This is a genomic window from Mycolicibacter hiberniae, from assembly GCF_010729485.1.
Classification (GTDB): domain Bacteria; phylum Actinomycetota; class Actinomycetes; order Mycobacteriales; family Mycobacteriaceae; genus Mycobacterium; species Mycobacterium hiberniae.
The window spans coordinates 604,471-622,288 of record NZ_AP022609.1; the positions used below are offsets into that span (position 1 = coordinate 604,471).

A 17,818-nucleotide genomic window follows, 5' to 3' on the forward strand; every position below is an offset into this window, starting at 1 on the left:
ATGCCGTATCGGAACGAATCCTAAGATTTCTTCACAATTTCTGGCGTGTGACGATACTTGCAACCGCGTTGGCCGAGCCGGCCCGGCCGGCTGGAGGGAGTGTCCGCCATGACCGCACCCGAGATAATTCCCAGCTCGCCCCGTCTTCGCTCCCGCCTGTACCCCGCCCCGCGGCGTCCCCGGCACGGCCGCCATGACGGGCTGCCCGTCGAGGTGGTCGAGGAGTCCGCCAGTGTCGAAGGCCGCCTGGCGTGGCTGGCCGCCCGCGCCACAATTCGCCCGGTCCTCTCGGTCGGCAGCTACCTCCCGGGGATGCCGTGGCCGTTCGGGTTGCTCGACGTCGCCGCCAAGGCGGTGCTGCCCGTGCCGGGCACCGTCCGCGCCGCCATCCGGCTGCCGCGCTGCAAAGCCCAGCTGGTGCGGGCCGCCGGCGTGCTGCCGGCCGACGGCACCCGCCGGGTGGTGCTCTACATGCACGGCGGCGCTTTCCTGACCTGTGGGGCCAACACCCATGGCCGGCTGGTCACCAAGCTGTCGGAGTACGCCGACAGTCCGGTCCTGGTGGTGGAGTACCGGATGATTCCCAAGCACTCCATCGCCGACGCGGTCGACGACTGCTACGACGGCTACCGCTGGTTGCGCCGTCAAGGTTACGAGCCGGACCAGATCGTGCTGGCCGGTGACTCGGCCGGGGGCTATCTGTCGCTGGCGTTGGCCTTGCGGCTGCTGGACGAGGACGACGACGAAGTCCCGGCCGCCATCGTCGCGATGTCGCCGCTGCTGGAGATCGCCAAGGAGGCAAAGAAGGCGCACCCCAACATTCACACCGGTGCGATGTTCCCGCCCAAGGCATTTGACGCACTGGTGGAACTGGTCGAGGCCGCGGCGCGGCGCGACCGCGTGCACGGCAGCGACGTACTCGAGCCGCTGCAACACGTCCGGCCCGGACTTCCGCGCACCCTGATTCACGTCTCCGGTTCGGAGGTGCTGCTGCACGACGCCCAACTGGGCGCCAAAGTGCTCGCGGCCGCCGGTATCCCGGTGGAGTTGCGGATCTGGCCGGGTCAGATCCACGTCTTCCAGATCGCCGCGCCCTTCGTGCCCGAGGCCACCCGCTCCTTGCGGCAGATCGGTGAATACATCCGCGAGGCCACCGGCTGACCCATCCGGCCGGAGAACCTGAGACGATGGCAGGTATGCGGATAGCGCGCCACATCAGTGAACTCATCGGCAACACCCCGCTGGTCGAGCTGACTTCGATCGTCCCCGAGGGAGCCGGCCGAATAGTGGCCAAGGTCGAGTACCTCAACCCGGGCGCGAGCTCCAAGGACCGCATCGCGGTCAAGATGATCGACGCCGCCGAGGCCAGCGGCGCGCTCAAACCGGGCGGCACCATCGTCGAGCCGACATCCGGCAACACCGGCGTGGGTCTGGCGCTGGTCGCCCAGCGCCGCGGCTACAAGTGCGTGTTCGTCTGCCCGGACAAGGTCAGCGAGGACAAACAGAATGTGTTGCGCGCCTACGGCGCCGAGGTGGTGGTGTGTCCGACGGCGGTGCCGCCGGACGACCCGGCCAGCTATTACAGCGTGTCCAACCGGCTCGTCGAGGAGATCGACGGCGCCTGGAAACCGGACCAGTACTCCAACCCGGCCGGGCCCGCCAGCCACTACGAGACCACCGGCCCGGAGATCTGGGCCGACACCGACGGCCAGGTCACCCATTTCGTCGCCGGAATCGGGACCGGCGGCACCATCACCGGCACCGGCAGCTACCTCAAAGAGGTCTCGGCCGGCCGGGTGCAGGTGATCGGCGCAGACCCGGAAGGCTCGGTCTACTCCGGCGGTACGGGCCGGCCGTATCTGGTCGAAGGAGTGGGGGAGGACTTCTGGCCGGCCGCCTACGATCCGAGCATTCCCGACCGGATCATCGCGGTGTCCGACGCGGACTCGTTCGACATGACCCGGCGCCTGGCCCGGGAGGAGGCGTTGCTGGTCGGCGGCTCCTGCGGCATGGCCGTGGTGGCCGCGGTGGAGACCGCCGTCAAGGCCGGCCCGGAGGCGCTGGTGGTCGTTCTGCTGCCGGACGGCGGGCGCGGGTACATGTCCAAGCTGTTCAACGACGCCTGGATGTCCTCCTACGGATTCCTGCGGTCCCGGCTGGACGGTTCGACGGTGCAGCCCACCGTCGCCGACGTTCTGCGGGCCAAGGCGGGGGTGCTGCCGGACTTGGTGCACACCCACCCGTCGGAGACGCTGCGCGACGCCATCGGCATCCTGCGCGAGTACGGCGTTTCGCAGATGCCCGTGGTGGGCGCCGAGCCGCCGGTGATGGCCGGTGAGGTGGCCGGCAGCGTGTCCGAACGTGACTTGCTGTCGGCGGTGTTCGAGGGCCGCGCGAAGCTGGCCGACGCGGTGTCGAAGCACATGGGCCCGCCCCTGCCGCTGATCGGATCCGGCGAGGTCGTCGCTACCGCCGCCACCATGCTGGCCGAAGTCGACGCGGTGATGGTGGTGCAGGACGGCAAGCCCGTGGGCGTTATAACACGCCACGATCTGCTGGGCTTTATGTCCGATGGGCCACGCCGCAGATAACGGCGTTGCGCACCCTGTCCTGCGGTAGCGTTTTACCAATTCACCGCCACGACCCGAGAGGGTAGAGATGACCGAATTCCCGCCGTCCCAGCCGGGCAACTACCCGCCCCCGTCCGGTGATGTCCCGCCGCCCGGCAACTACCCGCCGCCCGGCGGCAACTACCCGCCGCCCGGCAACTACCCGCCCCCGCCGCCGGGGAACTACCCTCCGCCGCCGGCCGGTAACTACCCGCCCCCGCCGCCGGGGAACTACCCCCCGCCGCCGCCCGGCAACTACCCGCCCCCGCCCCCGGGGAACTACCCCCCGCCGCCGCCCGGCTACGGCGCCTATTCGGGCGCGCCCGGCAACGCGGTCGGCCAGCTGCCGCAGGAGGCCTACACGTCCTGGCTGACCCGCGTGGGCGCCTACCTCATCGACTTTCTGCCGGTGCTGGTCCTCTACGGCATCCCGTCGATGATCGCCGGCACCACAGCCGACCGTGAATGCGTCAGCAGCTCCACGGGATTCGAGTGCACGGTCACGCCCTCGAGCGCCGGTGCGACGCTGATGTTCCTGGGCTGGCTGGCGGCGCTCATCTTCGGCATCTGGAACTTCGGTTATCGGCAGGGCACCACCGGGTCGAGCATCGGCAAGTCGGTGCTGAAGTTCAAGGTGGTCTCCGAATCCACCGGCCAGCCGATCGGGTTCGGCATGTCACTGGTGCGCCAGTTGGCCCACGTGGTCGACAGCATCATCTTGGGTATCGGCTACCTGTTCCCGCTCTGGGACGCCAAACGCCAGACCATCGCCGACAAGATCATGTCCACCGTCTGCCTGCCGATCCGGTGAACCCGAACAACCCACACTGCACTGCGGGCCTGTCCACCACGGCCGTCCACTCCGGGTTCCGCCCCGACCCGGCGACCGGGGCGGTCAACGTGCCGATCTACGCCAGCAGCACCTTCGCCCAAGACGGCGTCGGTGGGCTGCGCGGCGGGTTCGAGTACGCGCGCACCGGCAACCCGACCCGCGCCGCCCTGGAGACCGCGCTGGCCGCGGTGGAGCAGGGCCGGTTCGGCCGGGCGTTCGGTTCGGGGATGGCCGCCACCGACTGCGCGCTGCGCGCGATGCTGCGCCCCGGCGATCACCTGATCATTCCCGACGACGCCTACGGTGGCACCTTCCGGCTGATCGACAAGGTCTTCACCCAGTGGGGGGTGGCCTATACCCCGGTCGCCCTGTCGGATCTGGATGCGGTTCGGGCGGCGGTCACCGGCACCACCCGGCTCATCTGGGTGGAGACGCCCACCAACCCGCTGCTGTCGATCGCCGACATCGCCGGTATCGCCGCGATCGGCAAAGAAGCCGGCGCCCGGGTCCTGGTGGACAACACCTTCGCCTCGCCGGCGTTACAGCAGCCGCTGACCCTGGGCGCCGACGTGGTGCTGCACTCGACCACCAAGTACATCGGCGGGCACTCCGACGTGGTGGGCGGTGCGCTGGTCACCAGCGACGAAGAGCTCGACGCGGCCTTCGCGTTCCTGCAGAACGGGGCGGGGGCCGTACCGGGCCCCTTCGACACCTACCTGACGCTGCGGGGCCTGAAGACTCTGGTGCTGCGAATGCAGCGGCACAGCGAGAACGCCGCGGCGATCGCCGAATTCCTCAGCGGGCATCCCGCGGTGAGCCAGGTGCGCTACCCCGGACTGGCGGAGCACCCCGGCCACCGGGTCGCCGCGGCGCAGATGCGCGGTTTCGGGGGCATGGTGTCGGTCCGGATGCGCGGCGGCCGGGCGGCCGCCGAGAAGCTGTGCGCCGGAACCGAGATCTTCATCCTGGCCGAATCACTCGGCGGGGTGGAGTCGCTGATCGAACTGCCCGGCGCAATGACGCACGCGTCGACGGCAGGTTCGCAACTGGAGGTTCCCGACGACCTGGTACGCCTGTCGGTGGGCATCGAGGACATCGACGACCTGATCGGCGACCTCAAGCAGGCGCTGGACTGACCCGGTGCCGCCCGGGCTCAGGAGTGGTAGGGCTCCGCGCTGACCAAGGTCACCGTGACGGTCTTACCGCTGGGCACCTTGTAGCTGCGCTCCTCGCCCTCCTTGGCGCCCAGCAGGGCGTGCCCGAGCGGCGAGTTCGGCGAATAGACCTCGAGCTTGTCGTCGCCGACACCCTCCTGGCGGGTGGCGATCAGGAAAGTCTCGGTGTCGCTCTTGTCGCCGTCGTAGTAGACCGTGACCACCGAGCCCGGCAGTGCCACACCGGATTGGGTGGGGGCCTCCCCGACCTTGGCGTTGTTGAGCAGCTCCTGCAACTGCCGGATACGGGCTTCCTGCTGGCCCTGCTCTTCACGCGCTGCGTGATAGCCGCCGTTCTCGCGCAGGTCCCCCTCTTCGCGGCGGTCGTTGATCTCCGCTGCGATCACCGGACGGTTCGCAATCAGCTGGTCGAGCTCCGCCTTGAGCCGATCGTGTGACTCCTGCGTCAGCCAGGTCACCTGAGTGTCCGTCATCTCACTGTGCTCCTTGTGTCGTCCGCGCCAATGGGCAGTGGGGCGACATCGTTGTCATGCAGCCTCTAATGCAGCAATACACGGCTCCAGCTGGAACCGTGTATCCGAATAGGATACCACTGCAAAGTCAGGGCAAACGTAAATAATCAGGGACGTCGCTGCCGCAACCGTAGACGTCGCCCATGACAGGCGGCTGGGAAGATTTCACGGTCGTCGTCACCTGGACGGTCGCCGACTCCGACGGGGGAACGAGAATTTCGCGCCGGCCGGTCTCGCTGCCGTCGCTGGACCGGACCCGCACGATGCACGCCGCGGGCCGCGACGGGTCGGATCGAGTCACGCTGAACTTAACCGAGACGGTTTGGTCGTCGAGCACTTCATAGCCGTACAGGTCGCCCTTGACCTCTGCGGTGGCGAAGCGCTGGTAACCCACCACGGCCAGGGCCGCGGCGGTCGCGATCGCCAGCGCACCCAGGGTGATCGCCAGCAGCTTGCGGGGCAGAGTGCTGCGCTGGGTATCCCGATAGCGGTCCGGCTTGGTGTCGGTCATCGTGAGGTAGGTCCCATGGTCGCCGATGGAGTCGGGAGTGGTTACCGCGCCCGCCTCCGGTGGTGGAACGATGGGGGCAGAAACCATCTGGAACTATAGGCGTCCGGTCTGGGCTTCCGGCAGGAGGAACCTGGAGGAACGGGGAGTGCGCATGAGTGGACTGCGGCTGATGGCGGTGCACGCCCACCCTGACGACGAGTCCAGCAAAGGCGCGGCCACCCTGGCCCGCTACGCCGCCGCCGGGCACCGGGTGATGGTGGTGACGCTGACCGGCGGCGAGCGCGGCGACATCCTCAACCCCGCCATGGACCTGCCCGACGTGCACGGCCACATCGCCGAGATCCGGCGCGACGAGATGGCCAAGGCGGCCGAGATCCTCGGGGTGGAGCACCACTGGCTGGGTTTCGTCGACTCCGGCCTGCCCAAGGGCGACCCGTTGCCGCCCCTGCCCGAAGACTGCTTCGCGCTGGTCCCGCTGGAGATCTCCACCGAAGCCCTGGTGCGTGCGGTGCGGCAGTTCCGCCCGCACGTGATGACGACCTACGACGAGAACGGCGGCTACCCGCACCCCGACCACATCCGGTGCCACCAGGTGTCGGTGGCCGCGTTCGAGGCCGCCGCGGACTACCGGCGCTACCCGCAGGCCGGTGATCCGTGGTCGGTGTCCAAGCTGTACTACAACCACGGGTTCCTGCGGCAGCGGATGCAGCTGCTGCAGGACGAGTTCGCCCGAAACGGCGAGGTCGGGCCGTTCGCCAAGTGGCTCAAGCACTGGCAGCCCGACCACGATGTGTTCGCCGAACGGGTGACCACCCGCGTCGAATGCGCCGACTACTTCGGTCAGCGTGACGACGCGCTGCGCGCGCACGCCACCCAGATCGACCCCAACGGCGACTTCTTCGCCGCTCCGATCGAGTGGCAGCAGCGACTGTGGCCCACGGAGGAGTTCGAGCTGGCCCGTTCTCGGGTGCCGGTTACGCTGCCGGAGACGGACCTGTTCGTCGGGATCGAGGACAACGGATGAACCACGCTGTGCTGACCATGCTGTGGATTGTGGCCGAGGAGGCGCCGCGCGATACCGGGCCGGACTTCGGCAAGGCCAGCCCTTTCGGTCTGCTGGTCATCGTGCTGCTGATGCTCGGCACCTTCGGGCTGGTGTGGTCGATGAACCGGCAGCTCAAGAAGCTGCCTGAGTCCTTCGACCCCGAGCACCCGGCCCCCGACCAGGCCGCCGACGAGGGGACCGTCGGCTCCGCGCCCTCCGGCGACGACAGCTAAGCGCCGCGGCGACGGCCCGTTCGCTGACAGCGTCGGGTAGGCGTCAGGGCGTTCTGCCCGGTGCCGGGACCGGGTTAGCGTGGATGGATGGCCAACCGTCTCGCCGTGTCCGCCAGCCCCTACCTGCGCCAACACGCCGACAACCCGGTGGACTGGTGGGAGTGGACGCCCGAGGCGCTGGCGCAGGCCGCCGAACGCGACGTGCCGATCCTGTTGTCGGTCGGCTACGCGGCCTGCCACTGGTGTCATGTGATGGCGCACGGGTGCTTCGCGGACACCGAGGTGGCCGCCGCGATGAACGCGGGCTTTGTGTGCATCAAGGTCGACCGCGAGGAACGCCCGGACATCGATGCGATCTACATGGCCGCCACCCAGGCGTTGACCGGCGCCGGCGGTTGGCCGATGACCTGTTTCCTGACTCCCGACGGCAGGCCGTTCTTCTGCGGCACGTACTACCCCAAAGATGCTTTCCTGAACCTGCTTTCGGCGATCACCGCCACCTGGAACGAGCGCCGCGACGAAGTCGAGCAGGCCTCGACGAGCATCGCCGCCGAATTGCGCGCCATGGCAGCCCGGCTGCCGAGCGACGGCCCGCCCGTCGACGAGTCGCTGTGCGACGCCGCGGTGGGGGCGCTGTTGCGCACCGAGGACACCGTCCACGGTGGATTCGGCGGCGCGCCGAAGTTCCCGCCGTCGGCGCTGCTGGAGTTCCTGCTGCGGCACTACGAGCGGACCGCGAGCCGGACTGCCCTCGAAGCGGTGGTCCGCGCCGGTACGGGGATGGCCCGCGGCGGGATCTACGACCAGTTGGCCGGCGGCTTCGCCCGCTACAGCGTCGACAACGCCTGGGTGGTACCGCATTTCGAAAAGATGCTGTACGACAACGCGTTGCTGCTGCGGGTCTACGCGCACTGGGCCCGGCGCACCGGCGACCCGCTGGCCATGCGGGTGACCGCGCAGACGGCCCAGTTCCTGCTGGAGGAGCTGTCCGAGGACGCCGTGTTCATCTCGTCGCTGGACGCCGACGCCGCCGGCCAGGAGGGCCTGACCTATGTGTGGACCCCCGAGCAGCTGACCGAGGTCCTCGGCGCGGCTGACGGCCGGTGGGCGGCGGAGGTCTTCGGGGTCACGCCGGAGGGAACGTTCGATCCCGATGACTCCGGCGCCTCGGTGCTGCGTCTGCCGGTAGACCCCCACGACGGGCCGCGGTTCGACCGGGTGCGCCGGGAGTTGCTGGTTGCCCGGCGCACGCGGCCCCAACCCGACCGGGACGGCAAGGTGGTCACCGCCTGGAACGGCCTGGCGATCACCGCGCTGACCGAGGCGGCGGTGGCGCTGGACGATCCGCGGCTGGCCGCCGCCGCCCGAGACTGCGCGGGCCGACTGCTCGAGCTGCATCTGGTGGACGGCCGGCTGCGCCGGGCCAGTCTGGGCGGCCGGGTGGGGGACAGCCCGGCGGTCCTGGAGGACTATGGCGCGCTGGCCACCGGACTGCTCGGCGTCTACCAGTTCAGCGGTGCGCAGAGCCTGCTTGATGGGGCGCTCGGCCTGCTGGACACGGCGCTGGACCACTTCGCCGACCCGGAGTCGCCCGGACGGTGGTTCGACACCTCCGATGACGCCGAAGCGCTCATGGTGCGCCCCGGCGACCCACTGGACGGGGCCACCCCGTCGGGGGCGGCGCTGATCACCGAGGCGTTGCTGACCGCGTCCCTGGTGGCGGGGAGCCGCGCGCAGCGCTACGGCCGGGCCGCCGCCGACGCCCTGGGGGCGCACGGGGCGCTGCTGGCGCGGGCACCGCGGGCAGCGGGCCACTGGCTGGCCGTGGCCGAGGCCACCCTGCGCGGTCCGCTGCAGATCGCGGTGGCGTGCCAGGGCCCGGACTCCGCGCTGCTCGCCCAGGCGCGCCGGCTGGCACCCGGCGGATCGGTGGTGGTCGGCGGAGCGGCCGAATCCGGTGAGCTGCTGGCCGGGCGGGACCGGGTCAACGGCGTCGACGCCGCCTACGTCTGTCGGGGTCCGGTGTGCGATCTGCCGGTGGTCAGCGCGGCGGAGTTGGCCGCGGCCCTTGCGGTTCCGCCGCATCCGGCATCCGTGTAACGTGCGGCACATGACGAGCGCACCGGACCGAACGCAGGCCATCACCGAGACCGTCCACCGCTACATCGAGCTGGTCGGCGGCGGCGACGCCGATGCGCTGGTGGAGCTGTACGCGGCCGATGCCACCGTCGAGGACCCGGTGGGCGGCGAGGTGCACATCGGGCACCAGGCCATCCGCAACTTCTACTCGGCCATCACCGGGCTGCAGCGCGAGTCGGAGCTGGTGACGTTGCGGGTCGCCGGTAACGAGGCGGCATTCCACTTCGCGCTGACCATCACCAACGGTGACCACCGGATGCGCATCGAGCCCATCGACGTGATGGTGTTCGACGGCGACGGCAAGGTCGCCGCGATGAAGGCCTACTGGTCGGCGGAGAACATCACCCACCTGTAGCGGGGCCCGCCCCCTTACCGGTCAGTGCAGGGCCGCGAACCAGATCGCGATGTACTGGCACAGCGCGGCCACCGCGGTGCAGGCATGGAAGAACTCGTGGTAGCCGAACGTCTCGGGCCAGGGGTCCGGCCACTTCAGCGCGTACATGATCGCGCCGATGCTGTAGAGCGCGCCGCCGACGACCAGCAGCACCATCGCCGCGACACCGGCGTTCTCCATGATCGTCGCGATGAAGAACACCGACACCCACCCCAGTAACAGGTAGAGCGGCACCCCCACCCACTTCGGGGCGGTCGGCCAGCACAGCTTGAGCACCACGCCGGCCAGCGCCCCGCCCCACACGATCGTCATCACCAGCCGTTCCTGGGCGCCGTGGTCCATCGCCAGCATCGCGAACGGGGTGTAGGTGCCGGCGATGAAGATGAAGATCATCGCGTGGTCGAGCCGCTTCATCCGGATCCGGGCGGCGACCGACTTCCAGGTCACCCGGTGATAGATGGCGCTGACCGCGAACATGCCCACCACGGAGATGGAGTAGGCCAGCGATGCCAGACCGGCCTCGGGCCCGGCCAGCGGCCAGGTCACCCCGATCAGCGCGATCCCGGCGATCAGCGCCACGACGGCTGAGACGACGTGAATCCAGCCGCGGCCCCGCGGCTTGACGCGCGGCGCCGGCAACCCGGTCGGATTCGGCTCGGCGATGGTGTCGGTGTGGGTGCTCATGGGCCTTCCTGAACTCCACGCGGATCCCGGACTGATTCCCGTCCATGCTTGCCGATAACAGTAGTCTGGGTTTTTGTGGCAATCATCCCGGCGCGCTTGAAGGAGCCGCTGTACCGGATTTACGAGCTGCGCCTGCGGCAGGGCCTGGCGGCGTCTCGGGCGAATCTGCCCCGCCACATCGCCGTTCTCTGCGACGGTAACCGGCGCTGGGCGCGCGACGCCGGCTACGACGACGTCAGCTACGGCTACCGGATGGGCGCCGCCAAGATCGCCGAGATGCTGCGCTGGTGCGCTGACGCAGGCATCGAGATGGCCACCGTCTATCTGCTGTCCACCGAGAACCTGCAGCGCGATCCCGCCGAACTGGCCGCCCTGATCGAGATCATCACCGACGTGGTGGAGGAGATCTGCGCGCCGGCAAACCGGTGGAGCGTGCGCACCGTCGGGGATCTGGGTCTGCTGGGCGAAGAGCCGGCGCGCCGGCTGCGGGAGGCCGTCGAGAGCACTGCGAGCACGGCGAACGGCGACGATGGGGCCTGCCGGCTGCATGTCAACGTCGCGGTCGGCTACGGCGGTCGGCAGGAGATCGTCGACGCGGTGCGGGGTCTGCTGGGCAAGCAGCTGGCCAACGGCGCCACCGCGGAGGAACTCGTCGAGGCGGTGACCGTCGAGGGCATCTCGGAGAACCTCTACACCTCGGGGCAGCCCGACCCGGACCTGGTGATCCGCACCTCGGGGGAGCAGCGGTTGTCCGGCTTCCTGCTGTGGCAGAGCGCCTACTCGGAGATGTGGTTCACCGAGGCGCACTGGCCGGCGTTTCGGCGGGTCGACTTCCTGCGGGCGCTGCGCGACTACAGCGTGCGGCACCGCAGGTTCGGACGGTAGGAGCAGGCGCGCTCAGGCGGCACCGTCTACAGTTTTCTCCCATGAAGTGGCGGCTGGCGGCGTTGACGCTGATCCCTGGGACCCTGATCTTCGGCGCCGCACCGGCGCAGGCCGACGAGAAGAGCTACCTCAGCTACCTGGAGTCGCACGGGTTCAAGTACCAGAACAGTCCCGGTCTGACCACGCCGGCCGGGGCGGTGCAATTCGGCGGGATCATCTGCCAGAACCTGCGCCGGGGCCGCCCCGCCAAGGACCGGTTCGGCACGAAGGTCGCCGACGGCGTCACCAAGGTCATGATCGACGCCGCGCAAAAGGAGCTGTGCCCGGACACCCTGGCGCCCGCTGCCACCACGACACCGGCGGTGCCGCCACCGGACGGCGTCGAACCGGCCCCGCCGGCCCCGGAGCTTGCGCCCCTGCCGGACGGCGCGCCTCCGCCGTTCCCGCCGCCACCCGGTTTCCCGCCGCCCCCGATGTTCCCCCCGCCCCCGGGCTTCCCGCCGCCTCCGGAGCTGGTGCCCGCGCCCGCACCCGCCGCCGAATTCCCGCCGCCGCCGATATGGCCGCCTGCGCCCGAGCCGGCCCCGCCCGCGGATGAGCCGGCACCCCCGGCGGCCACGCCGCAGCCGGGGACCGCAACCCAGCCGTAGCTTTCGGCCAATGACGGCGACTCACTGCGCCCGGCTCCGCTGCGCAGGTCGCCGCTAGAGCTTGCGCAGGCGCAGCCTGTTGATGGAGTGATCGGCGTCTTTGCGCAGCACCAGGGTGGCCCGCGGTCGCGTGGGCAAGATGTTCTCGATCAGGTTGGGTCGGTTGATGGAGCGCCAGATGTCGCGCGCGGCGGCGACGGCCTGCTGGTCGCCCAACGGCGCGTAGTGGTGGAAGTGCGAGTCGGGGTCGGCGAACGAGGTGGAGCGCATCGCCAGGAACCGCGCGACGTACCAGTGCTCGATGTCTTCGACCCGGGCGTCGACGTACAGCGAGAAGTCGAACAGGTCGGAGATCATCAGCGTCGGCCCCGTCTGTAACACGTTGAGGCCTTCGAGGATCAAGATGTCGGGGTGGCGAACCACCTGCTTGGCGTTGGGAACGATGTCGTAGCTCAGGTGTGAATACACCGGTGCGCACACATAGTCCGCGCCGGACTTCACCGAGGTGACGAAGCGCATCAGGGCACGCCGGTTGTAGCTTTCCGGAAAGCCCTTGCGGTGCATCAGGTTCCGGCGCTCCAACTCGTGGTTGGGGTAGAGGAACCCGTCGGTGGTGACCAGGTCCACCCGGGGGTGGTGATCCCAGCGGGCCAGCAGTGCCTGCAGCACGCGGGCCGTGGTGGACTTGCCGACCGCCACACTGCCGGCCACCCCGATGACGAACGGCACCGGCCGGTCGGGGCTCTGGTGGTTCTCACCGAGGAATTCCGCGGTGGCGGCGAACAGCTGTTGGCGCGCGGCGACCTGCAGGTGCAGAAGTCGGGCCAGCGGCAGGTAGACCTCTTCGACCTCCAGCAGGTCGACCTGCTCACCGAGGCCGCGCAGCGCCACAACTTCGGCTTCGCTGAGCGGCATCGGCGTCGACATACGCAGTGTCCGCCATTGACGTCGGTCGAACTCCACGTAGGGACTCGGCTCACTAAGCCGCTGCATGACCGTACAGTCTTGCAGGCACCGCGACCGTTAGCCTGATCGGGTATGGAGCCCGCCGTCTTGATCCGCGAGTACCTGTTGCTCGGTCTGCGCTTCGACCGCATCGAGCAGGGGTATGTCGACGCCTTCACCGGCGATCCCGCGCTGCGGCGTGTGGTCGCCGACGAGCCGAGCCCGGATCCGGCCGCACTGGCGCGCCAGGCCGAGAAACTGGCCGTGGAGCTGCCGGGCGGACTCGACGCCCAGCGCGCGGAATACCTGCGGGCACACCTGCGGGCGCTGGCCTGCGCGGGGCGCAAGTTCGCCGGCGAGCAGGTCGGCTTCGTCGAAGAGGTGCGCGACTACTTCGATGTCGAGATCGCCAAGGCCGACACCGACCGCTACCGGCAGGCCCACGCCCGGCTCGACGAGGCGCTGGGTGGGACCGGCCCGCTGGCCGAGCGCATGATCGCCTACCGCCGCGCCGAGGAGATTCCGCCGGAGCGCCTCGAAGCGGCCATCCACGCGTTCTCCTCGGCGCTGCGCGACCGGGTGCGGGTGAGCTTCCCGCTGCCCGAGACCGAGACCATCACCTACGAGGTGGTGACCGACAAGCCGTGGTCGGGTTTCAACTACTACCGCGGCGACTACCACTCCACGGTGGCGGTCAACGCCGACCTCAAACAGCTGATGTCGAACCTGCCGCGGCTGGTGGCGCACGAGTCCTACCCGGGACATCACACCGAGCACTGCCGCAAGGAAGCCGGGCTGGTGGCCGAGCTGGGCCAGGCCGAACAGACCATCTTCCTGGTCAACACGCCGCAGTGCCTGATGGCCGAGGGGCTGGCCGACCTGGCGTTGCACGCCGCGGTGGGACCGGGCTGGGGCGCCTGGGCGGCCGAGATCTACGCCGACCTGGGTTTGACATTCGACGGTCAGCGGGCCGAAGCGGTGTCCGAGGCCGCCGCGGCGCTGGCCGACGTGCGGCAGGACGCGGCGCTGATGCTGCACGACGAGGGCCGCGACGCCGACGAGGTGGTGGCCTACCTGCGCCGGTGGCTGCTGGTCCCTGAGGATCGGGCACGCCAGGCGCTGCGGTTCCTGGCCTCGCCGCTGTGGCGCGCCTACACCTCGACCTACGTGGAGGGCTACCGGCTGCTGCGCGCCTGGCTGGACGCTCCGGCGCAAGATCCCGGCGACCCGGCCGCGTCCGGGGGCCGGCTCACCGAACGTTTCCGGCGGCTGCTCGACGAACCGCTGACGCCTTCGCGCCTGCGTGCCGAGCTGGGTGGATAGCAGGTCGGGCGGGTGCACACCGGCTCGATAGACTTGCGCGCGTGACTGCCGCACCGAACACCCGCCCCGCATCCACCATGTCGGCCCCGCTGGCTGAACTCGACCCCGACATCGCCGAGCTGCTCGGCAAGGAGCTGGGGCGTCAGCGCGACACGCTGGAGATGATCGCGTCGGAGAACTTCGTGCCGCGGGCGGTGCTGCAGGCGCACGGCAGCGTGCTGACCAACAAGTACGCCGAGGGCCTGCCGGGCCGGCGTTACTACGGCGGCTGCGAGCACGTCGACGTGGTGGAGAACATCGCCCGCGACCGCGCCAAGGAACTGTTCGGAGCGGATTTCGCCAACGTCCAGCCGCACTCGGGCGCCCAGGCCAACGCGGCGGTGCTGCAGGCGCTGATGGAGCCCGGTGACCGGCTCTTGGGTCTGGACCTGGCCAACGGGGGACACCTGACACACGGGATGCGGCTGAACTTCTCCGGCAAGCTCTACGAGAACGCCTTCTACGGTGTGGACCCGGTCACCCACCGCGTCGACATGGACGTGGTGCGCGCGCAGGCCCTGGAATTCAAGCCGAAGGTGATCATCGCCGGGTGGTCGGCCTACCCGCGCATCCTGGACTTCGCGGCGTTTCGGTCCATCGCCGACGAGGTCGGCGCGACCCTGTGGGTCGACATGGCGCACTTCGCCGGGCTGGTCGCCACCGGACTGCACCCCTCGCCGGTACCGCACGCTCAGGTGGTGTCGACCACGGTGCACAAGACGCTGGGCGGCCCGCGCTCCGGGCTGATCATCGGCAAGAAGGAGTTCGCCAAGCAGATCAACTCGGCGGTCTTCCCGGGTCAGCAGGGCGGCCCGTTGATGCACGTGATCGCCGCCAAGGCCGTCGCGCTGAAGATCGCCGGCACGCCGGAGTTCGCCGAGCGCCAGCAGCGGGTGCTCTCCGGCGCCAAGATCATCGCCGAGCGGCTGCTGGCCGCCGACGTGGCCCAGGCCGGTGTGTCGGTGGTCAGCGGCGGGACCGACGTGCACCTGGTGCTGGTCGACCTGCGTGACTCGCCGCTGGACGGCCAGATGGCCGAGGACCTGCTGCACGAGGTCGGCATCACCGTCAACCGCAACGCCGTCCCGAACGACCCGCGCCCGCCGATGGTCACCTCCGGGCTTCGGGTCGGCACTCCGGCGCTGGCCACCCGTGGTTTCGGCGACGCCGAGTTCACCGAGGTCGCCGACATCATCGCCACCGCGCTGGCGGCCGGTTCGGCCGCCGACGTGCCGGCGCTGCGGGCCCGGGTCACCAAGCTGGCGCAGGACTTCCCGCTCTACGACGGGCTTGAGGACTGGAAACTGGCCTAGCCGGCTGGGTCGCGGGGCGTGCCGTGAACTGCTCGCCGTGACACGCCGTACCCCGAGTTGACAGGATAGTGTGAATTCGGGTTACAGTTACTTTCATGGCTAAACGTCCCGTTGCTAATGCACTGATCCTCGAGCTCGAGCCGGTGGTCGACGCGAACCTGGCCCGGCACATCGACACGGTTGACCCGTGGTACGCCCACGACTATGTGCCGTTCGAGCAGGGCGAGAACTTCGCCTTCCTCGGGGGCAAGGACTGGGACCCGTCACAGGTCACGCTGCCCAAGGTGATCACCGACGCCTGCGAGATCCTGCTGATCGAGAAGGACAGCCTGGCCGGCTACCACCGCGAACTGGTCGAGCACTTCATCCTCGAGGACAAGTGGGGCCGCTGGATCGGCCGCTGGACCGCCGAGGAGCACCTGCACGCCATCGCGCTGCGCGAGTACCTGATGGTCACCCGCGAGATCGACCCGGACGCCAACGAGCGCGTGCGCATGGAGCACGTCCAGAAGGGCTACCGCGCCGACCGCTACAGCCAGGTCGAGACGCTGGTGTTCATGGCCTTCTACGAGCGCGCCTGCGCCGAGTACTGCCGTAACCTGGCCGACCAGATCGAGGAGCCCGTGCTCAAGGGTCTGATCGGCCGCATCGCCGGCGACGAGGAACGCCACGAAGGGTTCTTCGCCAACCTGATCGCGCACTGCCTGGACTACGTGCACGACGAGACCCTGGCCGCCATCGCCGCGCGGGCCGCCGAACTCAAGATCGTCGGCGCCGACATCGACGCCTACGCCGACCGGCAGCCCGGAATCGCCGAAGCCGGCATCTTCGGGCCCGACCAGTTGCGCCGGGTGATCTCCGACCGGATCAGCGCCTGGGGCCTGGCCGCGCACCCCGATCTGAAGCAGTTTGTGATCGGCTGACACTCCGGCGCGCCTGCGCTGCGGGCACGCATCGGCGGGGGTACCGTCGCAATCGATGGCTAGCCACACGCTTCGCTGTCTCATCGGCACCACCGGTCGTGATTACGACAGGACCGGCCCCGTTCCTGTGCCGCCCCCCGTCGAATTGTTCGCGCGGGGTCGCGCGTGCCCTCACCGCTGGAGCGCCTAGTGCCTGATATCCGGACGTACGTGCTCGACACCTCCGTGCTGCTGTCGGACCCCTGGGCCTGCACCCGGTTCGCCGAACACGAAGTTGTCGTCCCACTGGTGGTCATCAGCGAGCTGGAGGCCAAACGCCACCACCACGAGCTGGGCTGGTTCGCCCGCCAGGCGCTGCGCATCTTCGACGACATGCGCCTGCAGTATGGGCGGCTTGATCAGCCCATTCCCGTTGGGACGCAGGGCGGAAAGCTGCACGTCGAGCTCAACCACAGCGACCCCGCGGTGCTGCCCACCGGATTCCGCACCGACAGCAACGACTCGCGCATCCTGACCTGCGCGGCCAACCTGGCCGCCGAGGGCCGCCGGGTGACGTTGGTGAGCAAGGACATTCCGCTGCGCGTCAAGGCCGCCGCGCTCGGCCTGGCCGCTGACGAGTACCACGCGCAGGACGTCATCGTCTCCGGCTGGACCGGAATGGACGAGGTCGAGGCGTCGGTGGAGGACATCGACGCCCTCTTTGACGAGGGCGAGATCGACCTGGCGGCAGCCCGGGATCTGCCGTGCCACACCGGAATCCGGCTGCTCGGTGGGACCTCGCATGCACTGGGCCGGGTCAATGCCGCCAAACGGGTGCAGCTGGTCCGCGGCGACCGGGAGGCGTTCGGACTGCGGGGCCGGTCTGCCGAACAGCGGGTGGCGCTGGACCTGCTGCTCGACGAATCGGTGGGAATCGTCTCGCTGGGCGGCAAGGCCGGCACCGGCAAGTCGGCGCTGGCGCTGTGCGCCGGCCTGGAAGCGGTCCTGGAGCGGCGCACCCAGCGCAAGGTGGTGGTGTTCCGCCCGCTCTACGCCGTCGGCGGCCAGGAACTGGGCTATCTGCCCGGCAGCGAGAACGAGAAGATGGGGCCGTGGGCCCAGGCGGTGTTCGACACCCTGGAAGGTCTGGCCAGCCCCGCGGTGCTCGAGGAGGTGCAGTCGCGCGGCATGCTCGAGGTGTTGCCGCTGACCCATATCCGGGGCCGCTCGCTGCACGACTCGTTCGTGATCGTCGACGAAGCGCAGTCGTTGGAGCGCAATGTGCTGCTGACGGTGCTGTCCCGGCTGGGCACCGGATCGCGGGTGGTGCTCACCCACGATGTCGCGCAGCGCGACAACCTGCGGGTCGGCCGGCATGACGGCATCGCCGCGGTGATCGAGAAGCTCAAGGGGCACCCGCTGTTCGCTCACATCACCCTGCTGCGCAGCGAGCGCTCGCCGATCGCCGCCCTGGTCACCGAGATGCTGGAGGAGATCAACGGGCCCGACCTGGGCTGAAAACCCCAGCACACCGGGAGGCCCGTTTCGGCGGCAAGCCTCTCCAGGCTAAGAAAACGCCAACATCCCCATTACCTAATTCTGATGTTTAGGTAAGCTTCCTTGTGTG

Annotated in this window: 18 protein-coding genes; 14 read left to right on the forward strand and 4 right to left on the reverse strand. The window is 69.4% G+C overall.

The genetic code is table 11. The features are described 5' to 3' along the window. The first annotated feature begins 108 nt into the window (after window positions 1-108). The 4 genes from G6N14_RS02890 (at window position 109) to G6N14_RS02905 (ending at window position 4,577) form a co-directional block, all read left to right on the forward strand. On the forward strand, window positions 109-1,161 hold the full coding sequence (locus tag G6N14_RS02890) for an alpha/beta hydrolase (RefSeq protein ID WP_085135601.1): 1,053 nt from the start codon (window positions 109-111) through the stop codon (window positions 1,159-1,161). 35 nt (window positions 1,162-1,196) lie between these two features. Further along, the gene (locus G6N14_RS02895) at window positions 1,197-2,591 is read left to right on the forward strand and encodes a cystathionine beta-synthase (RefSeq protein ID WP_085135466.1); all 1,395 of its coding nucleotides are present in this window, start codon (window positions 1,197-1,199) and stop codon (window positions 2,589-2,591) included. Window positions 2,592-2,658: 67 nt separating this feature from the next. Continuing rightward, a complete protein-coding gene (locus G6N14_RS02900; RefSeq protein ID WP_163787029.1) occupies window positions 2,659-3,420 on the forward strand; it encodes an Rv1078 family RDD domain-containing protein in 762 nt (253 codons plus the stop codon). Then, window positions 3,417-4,577, forward strand: a complete 1,161-nt coding sequence (locus tag G6N14_RS02905; RefSeq protein WP_085133812.1) for a cystathionine gamma-synthase — start codon at window positions 3,417-3,419, stop codon at window positions 4,575-4,577. The genes G6N14_RS02900 and G6N14_RS02905 overlap by 4 nt, the downstream gene beginning before the upstream one ends. A gap of 17 nt (window positions 4,578-4,594) precedes the next feature. Here the strand turns inward: G6N14_RS02905 and greA are convergent, their stop codons facing one another. Together greA and G6N14_RS02915 are read right to left on the reverse strand one after the other, a co-directional pair. Beyond that, entirely contained in the window at window positions 4,595-5,089 is a 495-nt protein-coding gene (greA, locus tag G6N14_RS02910) for a transcription elongation factor GreA (protein ID WP_085133813.1), read from the reverse strand. Window positions 5,090-5,216: 127 nt separating this feature from the next. Then, window positions 5,217-5,639: a DUF4307 domain-containing protein gene (locus G6N14_RS02915; RefSeq protein WP_085133814.1), complete on the reverse strand. Its 423-nt coding sequence runs from the start codon at window positions 5,637-5,639 to the stop codon at window positions 5,217-5,219. Window positions 5,640-5,790: 151 nt separating this feature from the next. Here G6N14_RS02915 and mca point away from each other — a divergent pair, with 151 nt between their 5' ends. From mca to G6N14_RS02935, 4 genes are all read left to right on the forward strand, one after another. Continuing rightward, on the forward strand, window positions 5,791-6,663 hold the full coding sequence (gene mca, locus G6N14_RS02920) for a mycothiol conjugate amidase Mca (protein WP_085133815.1): 873 nt from the start codon (window positions 5,791-5,793) through the stop codon (window positions 6,661-6,663). Next, a complete protein-coding gene (locus G6N14_RS02925; protein WP_085133816.1) occupies window positions 6,660-6,917 on the forward strand; it encodes a hypothetical protein in 258 nt (85 codons plus the stop codon). The genes mca and G6N14_RS02925 overlap by 4 nt, the downstream gene beginning before the upstream one ends. Before the next feature lie 87 nt (window positions 6,918-7,004). Then, entirely contained in the window at window positions 7,005-9,017 is a 2,013-nt protein-coding gene (locus tag G6N14_RS02930; RefSeq protein ID WP_085133817.1) for a thioredoxin domain-containing protein, read from the forward strand. A gap of 10 nt (window positions 9,018-9,027) precedes the next feature. Then, entirely contained in the window at window positions 9,028-9,411 is a 384-nt protein-coding gene (locus G6N14_RS02935) for a nuclear transport factor 2 family protein (protein WP_085133818.1), read from the forward strand. Between the two features lie 21 nt (window positions 9,412-9,432). On the opposite strand, the gene trhA is transcribed toward G6N14_RS02935, so the two are convergent. Next, on the reverse strand, window positions 9,433-10,134 hold the full coding sequence (gene trhA / locus G6N14_RS02940; RefSeq protein WP_085133819.1) for a PAQR family membrane homeostasis protein TrhA: 702 nt from the start codon (window positions 10,132-10,134) through the stop codon (window positions 9,433-9,435). A 75-nt stretch (window positions 10,135-10,209) separates the two neighbouring features. On the opposite strand from trhA, the gene G6N14_RS02945 reads away from it, so the two are divergent. Then, a complete protein-coding gene (locus tag G6N14_RS02945) occupies window positions 10,210-11,019 on the forward strand; it encodes a (2Z,6E)-farnesyl diphosphate synthase (protein ID WP_085133820.1) in 810 nt (269 codons plus the stop codon). A gap of 41 nt (window positions 11,020-11,060) precedes the next feature. After that, window positions 11,061-11,669: a DUF732 domain-containing protein gene (locus G6N14_RS02950; RefSeq protein WP_163787031.1), complete on the forward strand. Its 609-nt coding sequence runs from the start codon at window positions 11,061-11,063 to the stop codon at window positions 11,667-11,669. Window positions 11,670-11,723: 54 nt separating this feature from the next. On the opposite strand, the gene coaA is transcribed toward G6N14_RS02950, so the two are convergent. Further along, complete coding sequence (coaA, locus tag G6N14_RS02955; RefSeq protein WP_085133822.1) at window positions 11,724-12,662, reverse strand: type I pantothenate kinase; 939 nt, start codon at window positions 12,660-12,662, stop codon at window positions 11,724-11,726. 45 nt (window positions 12,663-12,707) lie between these two features. Between coaA and G6N14_RS02960 the strand changes: the two genes are divergently transcribed. The 4 genes from G6N14_RS02960 to G6N14_RS02975 all read left to right on the forward strand — a co-directional run bounded on the left by G6N14_RS02960 (window position 12,708) and on the right by G6N14_RS02975 (window position 17,709). Further along, a complete protein-coding gene (locus G6N14_RS02960; protein WP_085133823.1) occupies window positions 12,708-13,937 on the forward strand; it encodes a DUF885 domain-containing protein in 1,230 nt (409 codons plus the stop codon). Window positions 13,938-14,014: 77 nt separating this feature from the next. Continuing rightward, complete coding sequence (glyA, locus tag G6N14_RS02965; protein WP_085133827.1) at window positions 14,015-15,289, forward strand: serine hydroxymethyltransferase; 1,275 nt, start codon at window positions 14,015-14,017, stop codon at window positions 15,287-15,289. A 95-nt stretch (window positions 15,290-15,384) separates the two neighbouring features. After that, entirely contained in the window at window positions 15,385-16,212 is an 828-nt protein-coding gene (locus G6N14_RS02970; protein WP_085133824.1) for an acyl-ACP desaturase, read from the forward strand. A 189-nt stretch (window positions 16,213-16,401) separates the two neighbouring features. After that, window positions 16,402-17,709, forward strand: coding sequence for an RNA 5'-3' helicase PhoH2 (locus G6N14_RS02975; RefSeq protein WP_085133825.1), 1,308 nt, complete (start codon window positions 16,402-16,404; stop codon window positions 17,707-17,709). The last annotated feature ends 109 nt before the right edge of the window (window positions 17,710-17,818 follow it).